The organism is Paenibacillus sp. Mc5Re-14, from assembly GCF_001049835.1.
In the GTDB taxonomy this organism is placed as follows: Bacteria; Bacillota; Bacilli; order Paenibacillales; family Paenibacillaceae; genus Paenibacillus; species Paenibacillus polymyxa_C.
In genome coordinates, this window is sequence record NZ_CVPD01000001.1 from 1,303,514 (window position 1) to 1,322,077 (window position 18,564).

11 protein-coding genes and 1 pseudogene are annotated in these 18,564 nt (G+C 47.2%); 5 read left to right on the forward strand and 7 right to left on the reverse strand.

All coding sequences use genetic code 11. The features are described from left to right. Positions 1-84 precede the first annotated feature (84 nt). The gene (locus tag BN1546_RS06115; protein ID WP_090736529.1) at positions 85-1,599 is read right to left on the reverse strand and encodes an alpha-glucosidase/alpha-galactosidase; all 1,515 of its coding nucleotides are present in this window, start codon (positions 1,597-1,599) and stop codon (positions 85-87) included. Between the two features lie 265 nt (positions 1,600-1,864). Here BN1546_RS06115 and BN1546_RS06120 point away from each other — a divergent pair, with 265 nt between their 5' ends. The 5 genes from BN1546_RS06120 to BN1546_RS06140 all read left to right on the forward strand — a co-directional run bounded on the left by BN1546_RS06120 (position 1,865) and on the right by BN1546_RS06140 (position 8,148). Further along, a complete protein-coding gene (locus BN1546_RS06120) occupies positions 1,865-2,710 on the forward strand; it encodes a Cof-type HAD-IIB family hydrolase (RefSeq protein WP_090736531.1) in 846 nt (281 codons plus the stop codon). Between the two features lie 53 nt (positions 2,711-2,763). Continuing rightward, on the forward strand, positions 2,764-3,762 hold the full coding sequence (locus tag BN1546_RS06125) for a substrate-binding domain-containing protein (protein ID WP_090736534.1): 999 nt from the start codon (positions 2,764-2,766) through the stop codon (positions 3,760-3,762). Next, on the forward strand, positions 3,759-5,210 hold the full coding sequence (locus BN1546_RS06130; RefSeq protein ID WP_090736537.1) for a sensor histidine kinase: 1,452 nt from the start codon (positions 3,759-3,761) through the stop codon (positions 5,208-5,210). The genes BN1546_RS06125 and BN1546_RS06130 overlap by 4 nt, the downstream gene beginning before the upstream one ends. Beyond that, positions 5,185-6,522 (forward strand): response regulator, encoded by a 1,338-nt coding sequence (locus BN1546_RS06135; protein WP_090736540.1) that lies wholly within the window; start codon positions 5,185-5,187, stop codon positions 6,520-6,522. The genes BN1546_RS06130 and BN1546_RS06135 overlap by 26 nt, the downstream gene beginning before the upstream one ends. A gap of 225 nt (positions 6,523-6,747) precedes the next feature. After that, positions 6,748-8,148 (forward strand): sugar porter family MFS transporter, encoded by a 1,401-nt coding sequence (locus tag BN1546_RS06140; protein WP_025675784.1) that lies wholly within the window; start codon positions 6,748-6,750, stop codon positions 8,146-8,148. Between the two features lie 108 nt (positions 8,149-8,256). On the opposite strand, the gene BN1546_RS06145 is transcribed toward BN1546_RS06140, so the two are convergent. The 6 genes and pseudogenes from BN1546_RS06145 to BN1546_RS06170 all read right to left on the reverse strand — a co-directional run bounded on the left by BN1546_RS06145 (position 8,257) and on the right by BN1546_RS06170 (position 18,552). Beyond that, complete coding sequence (locus BN1546_RS06145) at positions 8,257-9,168, reverse strand: helix-turn-helix domain-containing protein (protein WP_013369674.1); 912 nt, start codon at positions 9,166-9,168, stop codon at positions 8,257-8,259. Positions 9,169-9,314: 146 nt separating this feature from the next. Beyond that, complete coding sequence (locus BN1546_RS06150; protein WP_058711148.1) at positions 9,315-9,959, reverse strand: TetR/AcrR family transcriptional regulator; 645 nt, start codon at positions 9,957-9,959, stop codon at positions 9,315-9,317. Continuing rightward, positions 9,952-11,151, reverse strand: a pseudogene (locus BN1546_RS28460) (MFS transporter). Before BN1546_RS28460 ends, BN1546_RS06150 begins: the two are co-directional and overlap by 8 nt. A gap of 355 nt (positions 11,152-11,506) precedes the next feature. Further along, a complete protein-coding gene (locus tag BN1546_RS06160; RefSeq protein ID WP_090736542.1) occupies positions 11,507-13,345 on the reverse strand; it encodes an ABC transporter ATP-binding protein in 1,839 nt (612 codons plus the stop codon). Continuing rightward, positions 13,326-15,062 carry an ABC transporter ATP-binding protein gene (locus tag BN1546_RS06165; protein ID WP_090739131.1) on the reverse strand — a complete coding sequence of 579 codons (1,737 nt, stop codon included), beginning with the start codon at positions 15,060-15,062 and terminating at the stop codon, positions 13,326-13,328. The genes BN1546_RS06160 and BN1546_RS06165 overlap by 20 nt, the downstream gene beginning before the upstream one ends. Positions 15,063-15,294: 232 nt before the next feature. Next, the gene (locus BN1546_RS06170) at positions 15,295-18,552 is read right to left on the reverse strand and encodes a glycoside hydrolase family 32 protein (RefSeq protein WP_090736545.1); all 3,258 of its coding nucleotides are present in this window, start codon (positions 18,550-18,552) and stop codon (positions 15,295-15,297) included. Positions 18,553-18,564: the final 12 nt, after the last annotated feature.

Consider the following 18,564-nt stretch of genomic DNA (forward strand, 5'->3'; position numbering starts at 1 on the left):
AACACCCTCTTATTGCTGTTCCATCCGTCTCTGTTTATTAACAGGCCATAGAATGAGCGTTACTTCAATTGTACCAAGTAGCTGTTACGCCTTGCTGTTCTGCACTTTTTCGCGATCCTTGCCTTTGTCGGATTGTCCTGCATTTTTATTGGCAGCATCCCGGTCCAGCTGCATTTCTTCAACCGTCTTCACCTTAAGCCGCGCTGCTCCCTCATAAGGTCGGGTCGGAATCAGATCGCCTGCAGCCAAACGTTGGCGCGCCTCGGCAATCGCTGCTCCATATTGCGGCAACCATGCCTCCTGTGCCACCAGCATCTCATCGACCATCTGCCAAATTTCTTTTGGATTACACACCGCGCCCACTAACGGGTCCATCATAAACGCTTGGCGCAGCAGCTTATCGTCTCCATGTACAGCCGCTTCGACAGCCAAACGCTGAACGGAAATACTAACATTGCACACGGCAGCAGGACCGAGCGGCAGTTCTCCAACATGCGGCATGGAAATGCCATTCCGATCCACATATCCAGGGGCTTCAATAATCGCATCGTCCGGCAGGTTGGAAATTACCCCATGATTAATAACATTAAAATGTCCCCGGTATACACGTCCTGTTTCCAGACCTTCGATAATGTATGAGCCGTGCTCTTCACCGCGACTCTCTGCCTTGTACTCCAGTGGCTCTTCCTTCATCCAGTTGGGGAAATCTGTTTCAAACCAGTTGCGTCCTTCCGTACATACACGCAGATAGCCGCCTGTTTCTCCGTTGATCCAGTTGCCCAGGTCAATCCAGTCCAGAATTTCATTCGGACGCTTACGATACCAAGGCACATATTCACTGAGATGACCATTCGACTCTGTGCTGTAATAGCCAAAACGACGAAGCATATCGATGCGTACCTTTTCGGTGCGGCTAAATTCAGGATGCTGTTCAAATGCCTCCAGCAGTCCGGCTGTCAGATCCTTGCCCTTATGCGAGGCCTGAATATACCATGTTTGGTGATTGATTCCGGCGCATACAATGTCCACATCCTGCTTCTCCAGACCGTACGCCTCGGCAATTTGGTGATGCCCATTCTGGACGCCATGACATAGACCAACCGTACGCACGCCGCCGTACTTGTTGCACGCCCAGGTCATCATTGCCATGGGGTTCGAGTAGTTCAACAGCAGTACATCCGGTGCACTTAACTCGCGGATATCTTTGCAAATCTCCAGCATTTCAGCGATACCACGCTGACCATACATGATGCCTCCTGCACATAATGTATCGCCCACGCATTGATCCACACCGTATTTTAGCGGAATATCTACATCGGTCGCAAAAGCTTCGAGACCGCCGACACGGATTGTACAAATGACGTATTTGGCATCCTTTAGAGCTACCTTTCGATCCGTAGAGGACTGTATTTGTATGGACAAACCATTCTCACGAATATCCCGTTGACACAGTTCAGTAACCATATCCAGATTGTGCTGACTGATGTCCGTAAAAGCCACTTCAATATTGTTAAACTCCGGTACCGATAACAGATCCCGCAAAATTCCACGGGTAAAACCGATGCTTCCTGCTCCAATAAAAGCTACTTTAAGTGACACGGCATTCAACCTCCGGTAATTAGAATTGTAATATACCGTCATTGTAGCAATATGCCTGCGGAAAGCGTTATCAAAATCATGACCAGTTTCGCACTTAAGTGTCTAAAATCCTAACTTTCGCGTTAGCAGAGGGTTGCCCTTTTCCACTTCGTTCCATCCCGTCTCTCTCTTTCTGTGTAATGTTTCTTCAGTTCAATATGTACTTTAAGTGCGATAAATGTAGTAACATAAAAGAAAATATTGGAGAGCAAGGAGTAGCCCTAAGATGAACAAAAAGATTATCTTTTTAGATATAGATGGAACGCTAGTGGATGATGACGGTATGATTCCCGAATCTGCAAAAACAGCATGTATCGAAGCGAGAAAAAACGGACATCTGATTTATTTATGCACTGGCCGATCCAAAGCGGAGATTTATGATTCTATCATGGAGATCGGTTTTGACGGGATCATCGGAGCTGGCGGTGGCTTTGTAGAAATTGAAGGTGAGATGTTATATCACCACAAAGTATCGGATGAAGATGTTAGACATATGGTCGATTACTTTGATGAGCATGATTTGGACTTTTATTTGGAATCGAACGGGGGGTTGTTTGCGAGTAAAAACTTTTTGCCCCATGTAGAACGGCTTATCTATGGAGATGAGGACAATGATCCCGTAGCCAGAGAAAAAAAAGAACAACGCCCGCATCCTTTTATCACCGGCCTAACTATAGGCGAGGCCAACCTATACCGTAGTGACGTGAACAAAGCATGTTTTTTGGAAAACAAAAATGTTCCTTTTGAACAAATCAAAAAGGAGTTCGCAGGGAAATTTGAGGTTATTCAATGTACTGTATCTGCTTTCGGGCAAGACAGTGGTGAGCTAATGGTTCCCGGTATTCATAAAGCCGTAGCTATTGAAAAGCTTATTGAGCATTTGGGAAGATCCCAAGAAGACACCATTGCTATCGGAGACGGAATGAACGATGCTGAAATGATTGAATATTGTGCACTAGGAATTGCCATGGGAAATGCCAAACCGGGCCTCAAAGCCATTGCAGATGACATTACAGATGCTGTGGATGAAGATGGACTGTTTCACAGCTTTAAAAAGCATAGTCTGATTTAGCGATGTTATTTTTTAATGAGTTGTGTCTCTAAATATTCCCAAAGGAGCAAGACATGTCAAACCGTAAATGGACATTTATCCTTATTCCCGTCTTCCTGCTATTTGCCTGGCTGCTCTTTCAGTTCACTCTGTCTTCTCTTCAAATCCACCAATTTGCAGAACAATTGAAGACGGTTTCACCAAACGACAGGAGTTCGAATACAAAAGTGGTATTGATATCGCAAGAGCTGGACAATTATTACTGGCGGTCCATTGAACAAGGAGCCCGAAAGGAAGCGGAGCAGTACGGTATGAAGCTCGATTATATCGGACCCGACCGCATTAATCCGTCCGAGCAGATCAAACTGCTGGATAAAGCGATCGCCGCCAAGGCGGATGCGATTCTGGTTCAAGGGATAAATGATCCGGAGTATCGCCGATTAATCGACAAAGCGGCCGGACTTGGCATACCTGTCATCACGATCGATACGGATGAGCCGGACTCCCGGAGACTAGCTTACGTTGGAACGGATAACGAAGGAGCAGGAAAACAGATGGGCATGCTGTTGGCGAAGGCCTCTGGGGAGCGTGGCGATATTGGAGTGATGATCAGCAGCGAGCGCGTCGAGAATCAGCGGCTCAGGCTTGCCGGATTTCGTTCCGTGATCAGCCGCTATCCCAAGCTCCGCATTGTGGAGATTCGCTCCTCAAATATTTCACGGCTTCAGGCAGCCCAGCAAGCTCAGAACATGCTCACCCATTATCCACAGATTCGCTACATGGTCGGATTCAGTGCGCTGGACGGCCTTGGAATTCTGGAGGCTTCAGAACGGCGTGGAGCGCAGAACTTGCAAATTTTCGCTTTTGACGATATGGCCGAGACGTTGAAAGCTATTAAAGATCGCAAAATCGAACTGACCATTGTGCAACAGCCAGAGGAAATGGGGGCCAAGGCCATAAAATTGCTAAATGATTATCTCAAGGGGAGTCATTCTCAGGAATTAACATATACCAGAGTTTATGAAGTGCATGCAGATACTCCCGATGACATGTCTGGAGATGACAGGCGATGACGATCAGAAAGAAGCTGCTTCTGTTCATCCCTCTTCTAGTTGTGTTTGCCAATATCATCGCTTATTTCGTATTCCAAAGTGGAAAGGTTGTACAACAGAGCTACGATGAAATGCTTGGCCGCATTCTCCTCATCGAGCAAACCTCCGAATCGGCGGAGGGCAACTTAAATCTCCTATATGCCTATCTGCTCAATCCAAGAGACGATAAGGATGTGCAGGGCCTGACAGAATACCAATTGAAACAGCTAAAAGGCAGAATCCAGGAAGTCTCCGACTCAACCGATCCTTCTTTTGTCGAGGAGGACTACATGAATCTGTTAGCCACATTTCTTGAACAGAAACAAGCCGCAGTTCTGGATGCAAAGGCACAAGATCCTCAATCGGCTTTTGAACATTATATTGAAGCGGAGAAAACCGTCAGCTATATTCATGAGGAGGGCCAGCGACTGATCGATGCTGAACTGGCTTATTATCGGCCGATTATCGAGAACATCCGGAACAAGAATGAGCAAATGAACAGATTGGGAGTGGCACTGTTCGGCATGAACGCGCTGATGGGTGTTTTGCTTGCCATCTGGATCTCGCGCAGCATTACTGGCCCTGTCGGCAGACTTGTCAGACTGGCGAAGCGAATCGCCACAGGTGATCTGAATATCGAGCCCCAACCCCAACCGCGACGGGATGACGAGCTAGGCGTATTGGCGGACGCCATTTCGCAAATGTCTGCTGATTTGAGCATCCTTATCGAAAAAGATAAACAGAGTCTGGAAATGCGGCGGCTTGTGAAGGAGCTAGAGCTTTTGGCTCTGCAAAATCAAATTAACCCGCACTTTTTATTCAATACCTTAAATGTGCTCTCCAAACTGGCGATCTTGGAAGGAGCGGAGAAGACCAGCGACCTGATCGTTTCGTTGTCCAATCTACTACGGTACAGTCTGCAAAAGCTGGACAAACCCGTAACGCTCCAGGAGGAACTGGATCATATAAACGAATACGTGACCATCCAGCAGGCGCGCTTCCGGGACAGAATTCGCTTTGATCTTCACTTTGACGCTTCCGTACTTCAGCAGCAAATTCCGGCCTTGACGATCCAGCCGTTTATTGAAAACGCCTTTCTTCATGGTGTAGCAGATATGGAAAACGGGGCCATTATCACATTGACGCTGTCGAGAGCGGGCGAGGATGTGCAAATTGAAATTTCGGACAACGGAAAGGGCATGACAGAAGAAACCCGACTGTCCGTGCTCCGTCTTGAAGGCGGAGCTGAAAGCAGCAGTTCAACGGGACTTGGAATGCAAAACGTGTTTAGGCGGCTGCAGTTGTTCTACGAAAAGGAAGGAATGGTTGAAATCCGTAGCCATACCGGACTAGGTACTACCATAACAATACGAATCCCAGTCAAGAAGGAGAGTGAGCAGACGAATGTATCGGTTGTTGATCGCGGATGACGAAGCTTTGGAAAGGGAAGGACTGGAATTGATAGTGGAACGGGCGATGCCCGGGGTATTTCGGTTTATTCATGCCGACAACGGCCGCATGGCGATCGAATGCGCAGAAGAGCACCGTCCCCATATTGCCATTCTGGATATCAATATGCCCGGAATCGATGGACTTGAAGCGCTTCGTGAATTAAAGGAGCGTCTTCCCGATACCCGCTTTGTGCTTGTCACCGCCTATGATTATTTTGCTTATGCACGTGAGGCGCTCTCTTTGGGTGTAAAAGAATATATTCTGAAGCCGGCGAAGCGGGAACTCATCATCGGTACACTGAAACGACTAATTGAAGAAATTGAATGCGAGAAGCGGGCACGCACGGAAGAATTGGAGCTTAGACACAAAATCTCACAGCTGATGCCGCTCGCAGAAAATGAGCTGGCTTTAATGCTTATGCTCGACCAGACGGTGGATTCGAGCGCTTCCCAACTGTCGGAATGGCTGGACTTTCCTCTTGATCAGGGAAGCGCCATCATTGCTGCCTTTGAAGGATATGCAGACGAGCAGGACAAAAAGAAAATTTACGATCATTTCCGAAGCTATGTAAAAACACATGGTCCAAATTCCATTGTGAGCTCCCTGATTGACCATCATGTAGCCACTTTTTTACAAAAGCCAGCTGCCACCAGCGAAAACGACTGGCGCCAACTGATTAAACACCTTGTTCAGCAGCTCTCCGAGCTGGCCCAGCAGCAATTTGGCATGAAGACGGCTATTGGAATCGGCTCACTGCATAGCGGCGAGGAAGGACTTCGCAAGTCCTATTTCGAAGCCGTTTTTGCCTCCACCCTACGCAAGCGTGATGGAGGTTACTGCCACTTTGACGAACTGAAGTCGTCAGAGGCTGGAAACGCCTCTGAGCTTGCCGTCAAAGCGGAGAATGGAATGCTTCAGCAGACGTACGTCATGTCAGCACTGCAACGGATACGCGAACAGCGGGAGGTTCAAACACTGACTATGCTAGGCAGAGCAAAAATGTATATCGAGGAACGCTTCAACGATGAACTTTCGTTGGAAGAGGTGGCTGATTTCGTCCATTTGAATCCCCACTACTTCAGCAAAATCTTCAAACAGGAATACGGAGAAACGTTCATCGACTTCGTAACCCGGCTAAGGATTAATAAAGCTATTTCTCTGATCAAGGAGGGCAACCTTGCTCTGAAGGAAATCAGCTTTGAAGTGGGTTATAAGGACCCGAACTATTTTAGCCGCGTCTTTAAGAAGATAACGGGCGTTCCTCCCACAGAGTTCAAAGGCCAAAAATAGCAGAGATTCATCCATGTCGACCATCGACATGGATTTTTTTAAGCTCGAATGACAAGGTAATGCTAGGTTTAGCCCCTTCATCTCCAATTCGGGAATCGAAGTCAAAATCGTGCATGAAAAGGTCCGTTTATTGAAGACGATCACCGACCTTTCTTTTACAGGTGCATGTTATACTTCTCCTCGAAGAACGGAATGAGGTTCTGGAATCTGAGGGGAGATGATCATATGGGAGTAATCATCCATAATGAAAGCGCTCAACAGAAAGCGCTTCAATCAGAAAAACCCAGTATGCTGTTTGTGACGCTGGTATCCATCGTAGCCGCGCTTGGAGGCATACTGTTCGGTTTTGATATCGCGGTAGTTTCGGGAGCAGTTGAATTCCTACAGCAGCGTTTTTCGCTGAGCGAATTTCAGGTTGGTTGGGCGGTGTCGAGTCTGATTGTAGGGAGTATCACGGGAGCAGCTCTCTCAGGCTACATGAGTGAAAGGATCGGCAGAAAAAAGGTATTGCTGGCTGCCGGATTTTTATTCGTCGTCGGCTCGATCTGCTCTGCAATTCAAGATACGTTCACCGGGTATGTTATCTTTCGCATGATCGGCGGCGTCGGCATAGGAATCACTTCCACCATTTGTCCGGTATATAATGCGGAGATCGCTCCTGCCAAATACCGAGGCCGTTTGGTTGCTTTAAATCAGCTGGCGATCGTAACAGGTATTTTCCTGGTTTATTTTCAAAATTCGTGGATCGTCAGCCTGGGAGATGAAGCTTGGGGTGTCTCAACAGCCTGGCGCTGGATGTTCGGTGTGGGAGCTGTTCCGGGACTGATCTTTATGCTCCTGATGCTCTTCATACCCGAAAGCCCGAGATGGCTTATCAAAAAGAATCGGCCTTATGAAGCGCTGCCAATTCTGCTGAAAATTCACGGTGAAGAAGCCGCTAAACAGGAAGTACTTGATATCAAGGAATCGTTCAAAAATGAGAACGACTCATTAAAACAATTGTTCGCTCCCGGTATTCGGGTCGCTCTCTTTATCGGTATTATGCTCGCCATTATGCAGCATATTACCGGCATCAATGCCATTTTGTATTATGCGCCGGTTATCTTTAAAGGAATGGGGCTCGGTACGGACGCTTCTTTGACCCAGACCATCTGGATCGGGTTGATCAATGTGTTGTTTACCATCGTATCCGTATGGCTGATCGACAAAGCGGGACGAAAAGTTCTGCTGATGATCGGTACCTCGTTGATGACCCTCTGCTTGGTCATTATTGGAGCCGCATTCAAAATGGGTTTAACTACCGGACCGCTCGTGCTGATCATGATATTGATCTACGTGGCCTCCTACGCTATATCGCTTGGGCCAATCGTATGGGTCATGATCTCGGAGATCTTTCCGAACCGCATTCGCGGCAAAGCTGTCGCCATTGCTTCGATGGCATTATGGGCCGGCGATTATCTGGTCTCCCAAGCATTCCCTCCTCTGCTGAGTTCAGCTGGTCCGTCCAATACCTTCTGGATATTCGGAGCCATCTCGTTGTTCGTCGTAGTCTTTATATGGCGCAAGGTTCCCGAAACCAAGGGGAGATCACTTGAACAGATGGAAAATATGTGGCTCGGAAAATAATCCAACTTTAGCTCTCAAGAAGCCCAGCACCTGTTATAATGCTTCAAAATATACGACCTCTGAAGCCATACCGACCTAAATCGGTAATGGTTCAGAGGTTTTTTATGATCAGCTCCCACCCTCCTCCGCGTAGTTCCTCACATCGCGCTCCACAGCAGAGCGGTATTCAACAGGGGTTTGACCAGTGTGCTTTTTGAACAACATATGAAAATACTGTCTGCTGGCCACGCCAACATAATCGGCAATTTCTTGAATGGGAATGTCCGTTTGCTGAAGCAGCATACGGGCCTTGTCCATTCGCAACATCGTTAAATACGCGGTAAGCGTTAGCCCCGTATGTTTTTTGAAAATTCGATGCAAATACCCCGGATGCAGATTGACGGCTGCGGCCATGTCCTTGACTGCAATATCCCGGTCATAGTTCAGATGGAGAAATTCAATGCATCGCTTGATGTACACATCTGTTTGCTGCGTATTGCTGCGCTCTGCCTCTTCCCGCAGACGTGCAATTCGTACTAGCAATTGCATAAAAAGCATTTCTGCCATGGCACCCGGCTGTTCTTTTCTTTGATCCAGCTCCAGCACGAGACTTTTCAGCGCATAATATACCTCTTCCGGGTCCGATAGCACCAGATAAGGGAATGGACGCGACATAAAGGCCGTGACCTCCTGTTCCTCCGCTGCTATTTGTTGGATAGACGGTCCTACCCTCACCCCTTCCTTAAATCCAAACTCTACATTCAGCATCCGGCACGGTTGTTCACCTTCCACCACCAATCGATGTGGGATGCCTGCATCCAGCATAATAAACTCGCCTTTGCGCAGCGTAATGCTTTCTTCCGTATCTTCTCCAGTTTGTACATCTACCCTGCACAAACCAGAAATCATATACATAATTTCAGTGGAATAATGATCGTGGTAAGACATCGTATAGTCACGCCATTGCTTGTAATAGTAAGCAAAAAAACGGGGAATATAATCCCCGTCCCGCAGTCTTGGCTCAAACAGACTTCCGTTCATCCCCGCACCTCCGCGAAATAGATCAAGCTAATATGGCAACGTATATGTACCCGTTCTATTTTCACAGTTTAACAGACTGAACCGTGTTATTCTATTTCGCTTTATCGGACACTGAAATCCCTTGGAATACGGTGAGCGACTCCTACCTAATCACTTTCTGGACTTAAATACTGAATCAGCATCCCTACAAATCGGTTTGCAATTTGTACATCCTGAAATTCACTATTCCAATCTTCCTTGGAAGCTAGGCTCATTTTCTGGAGTAAACCCATCATAGACGTGAAGATAAAATGCGCAGTCTTTAAGGGTTCAGCATCCGACTTTAATGATCCATCCTGGATTCCAGCTTCCAGAGCATCTATCAGGAAATGTTGTTCCTTTTCACGGCTAACAAAATTTTTGTACTGTTCTTTGAGTTCTTGATTTGAATCATAAGCTTCGTAATGTAGATCGAATAATAGAATAAACTTGATGTAATCTGGATGTTGCCAAGCATAATCAATCCATGCATCAAGCATCGAAGTAAGCATCTGCTTACCATTCATTTCGGCTGAAGGTGCTCTTCTAACAAATTCGGTCATACTCTCAAGGATTTCCATTTGGACCTCAAAAATCAGTTCGTTCATGGACTGAAAGTGCTTATAAAATGTAACCCGACTTACACCGGCCACATGGCATACATCCTTAATATTAACTTTGAGAAAGCTCTGCTTCATAAAAAGTTCCTTCGCAGCCGCAATGAGTTCTTCCCGATTTTTGTTTTTCAAATTCTGGTGCCAGTTCTCAGTCATTAGCAACCATCCGTTTCTCATTTTTTGATTTTTGAAAGGTTAAGAAAAGGGCAGATGCAAGGATTAGTGCACCAAAAATATAAGGAATTTGAATGTGTTTGTCAAACAATAAACCTGCTAAAATGGGTCCCAATATATTGCCTAGGCTGGTATACGTCGTATTCAGTCCGGCGGCATATCCTTGACGATCTCCAGCCGAGTTAGCGATCATTGTACTTACTGTTGGCCTTAAAGAAAGCATTAAAGGCAAAAAACAGAGCCGATACCACCAGCAGATAACCTAAATTGATCTTAATGAGCATGAACAGTAAAGCAATGGCTGTCATAATCAAAGAGAGGCGTATGAGCTTCATCTCGCCAAGTCTCTTGATGAGATAATCAAGTAGCCATACTTGCACCACGATGCCTATTATGGCACCAACCGTAATGATCATTGAGATTTTAGTGGCATCAAAACCGTATTTTCGTTCCACAAAAAGAGCATACACCGTTTCGTAATTCATCAAACCTAATGTCATGATCAATATGAGGAGAAGATAACGAAAATAGGACGTCCGAAATGAATTCAGGATTTGCTTTCGAATGGGCTCCCGTCGGACCCATTGGTCAACTGATTTTCGTTGTTCCTTAAGCAGTGTCTCTGGCATATATAAGCTAAGCAGCGTTGCTACAAGTCCAAGTCCACCAGCAAAAAAATAGGGCACCCTTATACCAAACTCAGCGATCATACCGCCTAGCCCCGGACCAAGCACCATCCCCAAATTCATGGAAGCACCCAAGTACCCCATTCCTTTAACGCGGGTTTAGGAGTGGTAATATCAGCGACATAGGCCATATTGGAAGGTACCATTAATCCAATACCCATCCCCCCAATAAACCTGGCAATATATAGAAGGGGCAATGTCGTAGATACCGCAAACATCAAATCCGAAATGACGGTTAAAAACAGACCAATAATAATCATCGATTTTCGCCCGTATCTATCTGAAAGCTGACCACCTAGAGGTGAAAAAATAAACTGTGCTGCTCCAAAAGCGGCAATAAGATACCCCGCAGCAGCTCCTGCCGCATTAAATTGTTTCAGATATTCAGGCAAAATGGGAATTACCATGCCTTGACCCAATAAAGCAATAAACAGATTCAGCATCAAAATGAAAAGTGGAAATTTAGCAGACTTAGGTAAGTTGCTCATGTTTGTAGCCCCCTCCAACGATTTACACTATGTAACCCTTTACTATGTGTAAACCATCTTAGTTGAAATAGGAGCCATTGTAAATAAAAATACAAACCTAATTGAGCCAAGCTAATACGGAAAGAGACCTTTTTATGCAGGACTTACACATGAGGCTCCCTTTTTGCGAACTCTTGTAATATACCTCTTATTTGTTCTACTAATATAGCAGATGCTTTTCTTGGGTGAACCCGTCATACATCTACGGGGTATGGGTATATTTAACGTTACGTAGCTTTAAAAAAGGCATACTTAGAAAAGGAGTTCCAGCGTAGTCCTTTCTAAATATGCCTGTAAATCTGTTGATCAAGCCAGCTTATGAGCTTTGTTTTCTCAACTGACCATAATATAAATCACTATAAAAGCCTTTGTGAGCCAGCAACTCCTCATGGGAGCCTTGCTCGTCCAGACGGCCGTCCTTTAAGACCAAAATCCGGTCAGCCTGACGAATGGTATTCAACCGATGCGCAATAACGAAACTTGTTCGGCCCTGCATGAGCCGTTCCAGTCCTTCCTGGATTTTCATCTCGGTAATGGTGTCGATACTGCTGGTCGCCTCGTCGAGTACCAGGATGGAAGGGTTGGCCAAAATCGCACGGGCAATTGCCAGCAGCTGCTTTTGACCTTGACTGATGCCGCTGCCGTTTGCTTCCAGCACCTTGTCGTACCCGTCCTTCATCCGCATGATAAAAGAGTGGGCGTTGGCCAGCTTCGATGCTTGTTCAACCTCCTCATCGGTGGCATCCAGCCTGCCGAAGCGGATATTTTCACGAATGGTTCCCTGAAACAGGAAGGTGTCCTGTAGCACAAACGCCATACGGGAGCGCAAGCTTTCACGCTCTATGGTCGTAATGTCACGCCCGTCCAGTGTAATCGTTCCCTTGTCTGGGCTATAGAACCTGGAAAGAAGCTGGATCAGTGTCGTTTTTCCTGCTCCGGTCGGGCCGACCAGCGCGATCATCTCACCAGGTTTAGCTTCAAAAGAGATCGCTTCTAGCGTAGCGCTGCCCTCATCATAACCAAAGGAAACATCCGTAAACCGCACAGCTCCCTCTACATGCTTCAGCTTTACTGCGCCACGTTCATCCTTGGACTCTTCATCTTCGTCCAATATTTCAAATACGCGCTCAGCGCCGGCAATGGCAGACAACAGTGTATTCCACTGGTTAGCCAAATCGTTCAGCGGCCTAGTGAACTGGCGAGCATATTCTACAAATACGATAATCGTTCCTATCGTAATCGAGCCGCGAATGGCCAAAATGCCACCGATCCCCGCTACAATAGCAAAGCTGAGATTATTCAGTCCGTTCATCAGCTTAGGGATAAAGCCTGAAATCGTTTGTGCCCAGAAACCTGACAGCCGAATACGGTCATTACGCTCACGAAAATCACGAATAACCCTCTTCTCCTGTGAAAATGCCTTAATAATCTGCTGACCGGACAGCGTTTCTTCGATGTATCCGTTCAGTTCGCCCAAGTTCTTCTGTCGTTCCTTATATAAAGGCCCGGTGCGGCGTGTAATCCAGCGCATCCCGGCTGCCATTAATGGCACTACGATAAAGGTTAGCAGAGTCATTAGCGGGCTTAACCACAGCATCACTGTGAGTGTACCCATTAGTGTCAATATGCTTGAGAAAATCTGAATAGCCGAGCTGTTCAGCGTAGAACTGACATTTTCAATATCATTGGTTATACGACTCATGATTTCTCCCTGCTGACGTTTGCCATAGAAAGGAATGGGGAGTCGATGCAAATGTGAAAACAGATCGAAACGCATGCGGTATACTGTCTCTTGGGCAATCTCAATCATCCAGATGTTTTGCAGCCAGGAGGTCAGCGAGTTCAGCAGATATACAGCCCCTAATCCGACGAGGAAATAAATCCATGTACGCCCACCCGGACCTTCGAGAAAATCATCCACCGCTACACCGACCAGATATGGAGCCAGCAGCGACAGCCCTGAGCTGAGCAACACCATGAATAGGACCAGCATTAGCTTGGCCTTGCGACGGGCCAGATAAGCCCATATTCGCCCTACCGTGCCAGACCAGTTCTTCGCTTTGGCCTTGCTTCGCCCCTCAGCACCTGCCGGGTTTCGCAGCACACCGGATTCCGGCGTAGGCTGACGGAACGGTTCAATGAGTTCCTTGAGCATGCGACTCCTCCTTTCCGTATTGTGATTCATAGATACGTCGATACAGTTCTGAGCTATTCATGAGATGTTCATGGTCTCCACTAGCTATCAGACGCCCCTCATCCAGCAGTAAAATCTGATCTGCTGATGCAGTTGAACTGATCTTCTGCGTGATGAGAAATGTCGTACAGGACAGGCCATCGAGTGCATTCAGCAATGCGGTTTCCGTCCCCACATCCAGCGCACTTGTGCTGTCGTCCAGAATCAGCACTGCCGGCTGACGCACCAATGCGCGGGCAATCGACAGCCGCTGCTTCTGTCCGCCGGACAGATTAACACCACGCTGTCCGAGCATGGTGTCATAGCCTTGTGGCAAGCGTTCAATCATATGATGGATTTGTGCCATGCGCGCGGCTTCCTGAATCTGCTCCAGACTGGCATGCTCTAGCCCCCAGGCAATATTATCCCGAATCGAGCCGGTAAATAGCAGCACCTCTTGGGGGACGTAGCCAATCGCCTCACGTAGTATGGAGCCATCCATTTGACGAGCGTCCTTTCCGTCAAAGCGCACATGACCTTCATCTTCTTCATACAGACGTGTAATCAACTGTACAAGTGAGGATTTGCCCGAACCAGTAGCTCCCATAATAGCGATTCGCTCACCCGGTCGTGCCTTAAAGGATATATCCTTTAATACAGCCAAATCACTGCCCGGATAATGAAAGCTCACCCGATCCATTTCCACCTGTCCCTCAATTCGTGTGTCCTGTGTGGGAACAGTCTCCAGCTCGCGTCCTTCTTCATTAGGTGTTTCCAAAACCTCTCGAATCCGCCCTGTAGATGCAGTTGCCCGGGAAAATACCACAACGATACCAGATAAGGCAGACAAAGCTCCAATCGTCCGCAGGGAATAATTGACGACTGCTACCACCTGTCCTACACTGGCATCTCCAGTAGAAATTTGGCCGCGCCCAAACCAAAGTACTGCAATAATCCCTGCATTCATCGTAAACAAAATGAACGGCATCGTCGTTTCTGTCCAGCGTAGAGCGAACACCGTCCCTTTCATCAATTCACTTCCGTAATGAGCAAAACGTTCAATTTCATGCTGCATCCGCACAAAAACCCGGATAAGCCGAATGCCTGTCAGATTCTCCTGAATTACTCCATTAACGTCATCCAAGCGTCGCTGGACACCCTTAAACAAAGTGACAGTCCTCCGCATCGTCACCAGCACAAATACGAACAGCACCGGGGCCATAACCGCCAGTAGCAGCCCAAGCCTAAAATGTACAATCAAGGCCATCACAATACTGCCGATGACCACCAGCGGAACCCGTGTCATAAATCGCAAGCTCATAAACACCGTATCTTGTACTTGCGTGACATCTCCCGTCAGGCGCGTAATCAGCGACGAAGTAGCAAACCGTTTGAATACCGGATAAGAAAAGGATTGCACCTTTTGATACAGCTTTTCCCGCACATCATAGCCAAAACCCTGACTTGCATGCGAAGCAAAAAAGGAGCTCGATATCCCTGCCATAAAAGCGATAACGGCACTGCCCACCAGTACACCGCCCCATAACCAGACGACAGGCAAATCCTGCTGCCGAATGCCCTCATCTATGATTTTGGAGATCAAATACGGCTGCGATAACTCTACCGTCAATTCCAGCAACATCATCACGAGCGCCGCGATGGCTGGAACCCGATATTTTTTTAGAAAAGAGAACATCATCCCCACAAGTATTCCTCCAATTGCCTTAGCCGTCCTTCCAGATCAGCGTCTAATGGTTATATCAATCAAAACCTGCTGTAACACCATATATACGCACTTTATATAGCACTATATTTTATTATACCCTCCTGCAGGTCTTCGTTTAACCAGCAATTTGCAGGCTCCGGCTAAAAAAGACGCAAAAAAGAGAGCTCGTAAAATACAGCTCTCTTTCAAAAATACGAAATTCAAATCAGACTTTTTCGACCCTTACATTTTGGTAAAAAGCTTGCCCTCCAAATACATTAATGCCAAAATGCCCTGCGGCAAACGTACCATCTTCCAAGTCGATTACCTGTTCATCGTCTATCTCTATACGAAGGCGTAATCCTTTTGCTTGGATTTTGATATGATAGGTTACTCCCGGAAGTACAAATCTTGGAACCTTGGTCAGCACCTGTTGTTCCTCGAATCGCCCTTCTTTTTTATAAAAAAGGCGAATGGATTTCATGTTCGGATCCAAATTCAAATAATAGCCACTCGACCCGTCCGCGTTGGCACGGAAAATCATGGAACCAGCACTCCCATTTCCATGCAGCTTCATATCAGCCTCATACGTAAAATCTTTCGCCTGTTCAGAAGCCATATAATTCGCATCGCTGATATAGCTTCCGCGCATACCATCTGCCGTCACCATCCAGCGGGATGCAGAGACATCCGGCTTCCAACCTGAAAGGTTGGTATAAAACATCCCGCCGTGTACGGTAACAGAGGTACTTGCTCTTACCGTATCTCCCGGGATGGAGGCTGTAACAACGGCTTCTCCAAGGGAAAGTGCCTCAACGATCGCGCTACCCTCATTTGACACGATCACCTTGACGACTGCGGGATTGCTGGATTCCCAATTCAGCAAATGTCCTTTTCTCCCGGAATGGTCCTCCACACTCGCATACAAACGTTTGGACTGTCCTTCCGCAAGCTCCAGCTGAGTGTAATCCATCATCAGTCTGATGGGTGAAGCCTCTGTAACCCTCCAGCTATTGCGTAGCACATACACTCGAAGAGAAACAACTTTTACTTCACCACCTTGGGTATAGAAGCTCATCCCTCTACGCGCCGAATCTGGAAAAATGAGATCAGAAAATACGACTTCCCCATGATTACCAAACACCTCAACTGAGGATTCGTCCACAAATATACGCATTTGAATCCGATTCCCGACGGGTGCCAGCGATGCTTCATGAAACGTTGAAAACAGGGGAGAGAAATCGGCAAGCCCTGAATCAGCACGGTTTACAAACATCTGTTGTACATCTGTTTTATAGCCGACTGCAGTTCTTTGCTCACCGCCTTCCCGTACGTAAAATCCAAAAGTCGATGCCATCCCAACGGAAGGGAATTCGAACTCTGCTTCAATCTCATAGGCCCCCGCATTCAAGCCTTCCAGTATATTCGGAGAAGATTCCGTGATACTCTCATGGTCTAGTGAAAATAAATGGGAACGCAGCGAAGTCAGTTCGGATATCGGATGCTGTATCAAGCGGATACCTTCACGGGTCGTTTTTAGCGATAACTCTCTCGCGATGCTGAACTGCCCCTTCCAGGGCGAAGTCGGAAAGCTGAACGGGTAGTCCCAATTCGTCATCCATGCCAGCATGATACGCCGCCCGCCAGGTACATTGGTGAAGGACATCGAGGCATAGAATTCCTTGCCCCAATCGGTTTTCAGCACCTTCCCCGGCGGAAGATCATTTTGAAATTTTCCATCAGATGTCAGTTCACCGATAAAATATTCCGCATCCGAGCCTTGAGTGTTCGTGCTGGCTCCAGTGCTAATCATCAGTACCCATTTAGAGGTGTTGCCTTTGTCTACCGGAAGCGGGAATAAATCAGGGCACTCCCATACCCCACCCCGTATATAAGCACCGTAGCCAAAGTTATCCGTCCAGCTCCAATCTAATAAATTGGCGGAGGTAAAGAAACGAATATGGTCACCTCCCGACACGACCATAATCCAGCGCTGATGCGCTTCATCCCATACTACTTTCGGATCACGAAAATCCCAGTTGCCGGGATCGTTTTCATTTTGGCCCGGATTTTCTATTACAATCGAACGGTCTACTGGGTATTGCCATGTCCGTCCCCGGTCTGTGCTGTAAGCAAGGCCAATTCTCTGGTTTCCCCTGGGCTGATCGGGATTATAGGAGGTGTAATAAGCAACCAGCCCTTTCCCGCCATAGTCGCTGAACAAGCCGGAAGTATTGGTGAGATCAGCTACAGCCGAGCCGGACCAGATATGGCCCAAATCATTCCACTTTAATGCCAAGGGAAGCCTTTTCCAATCCAGCAAATCCAGACTGACCGCATGTGCCCACTGTCCACCATCCTGATGGAACAGGTGATATTCCCCCTCAAAATAAACCAATCCGTTCGGATCACTGGCTGAACCTCTGGCAGGAGAATAATGATACTGCGGACGATATTTTTCGGTATAGTAATTCGAGACAGGGGTAAGGTAGAGATCCTGAAAATATGCCGTTCCCCCAGTTGCCTTTATACCTATAAAACCACTGGAATAACTGTTATCCACGATGTCAATCGCCGCAGGCGTGTAGCCATCTACAAACACGCGAATCCGCTCTCCATGTGCGATGATTTCCAAACTGTGTTTACTGCCCGATGTATCCAGATACGTCATCGCCGAGCTTGCAACCAACGTTCCGTTCGCCTTTTTCAGATGTACCCGAACCTGATGATCCTCACCTTGCACAGAAGCAACATATCCCTCTGTTCCCTTCTGATTCCCTCTGAAAAATAGTCCTGCTTCCATTCCCGGTTGAGAAGAATTCAGCGTCACACTGCCTTCCATTACCAGGTCAGCAGCTGGGGTATCGTATATTTTGAGCGCATCTTCCATACTTGTTTCCTCGGCTCTCTGCCCTTTTAGGTCCGGTTGCCAGTTCCCACGGATCAAAAGCAGTTCACCTACATTCGTATCCATATCACTGACTTGAATGTTCTGAAATAATGCCGACCCATTCCAGACATTCAGTCCCAAATATCCTGATGCATACGTCGAATCGACCACATCTATAATCGGGTGATAGCCTTCATCCCAGTACACTTTAAGATGAGGACCTTCCACCTTCACCTTGAGATGGTAAATATCTCCTTTTTGTAATTCTATTGGCCGTTCCTCTTTGAGCCTTTCGATATCTCCAGCAGCATCCCGTAGCCGCACCAACCCAGCGGACGGCACAATTTGAAGCATATAGGAAAACCATCCATCCCTACTGGAACGAAATACTAGGGCAGCATCCGCCTGTAGGTCTGTGACTATTACATCTGCTTCAAAAGTAAAATCCTCAGACATGGTTGCAGACATAGCCATCACATTTTCCTGTGGCTCCGATCTTAGCAACAGCCCCTGAACGTTATCTTCAATATGTCCCTGTCCTTTAATCTGCCAGTCCGTCAGGTTCGTTCGCGTGTTTGTGAGCTTTATCCTCATCGCCAATTTCCT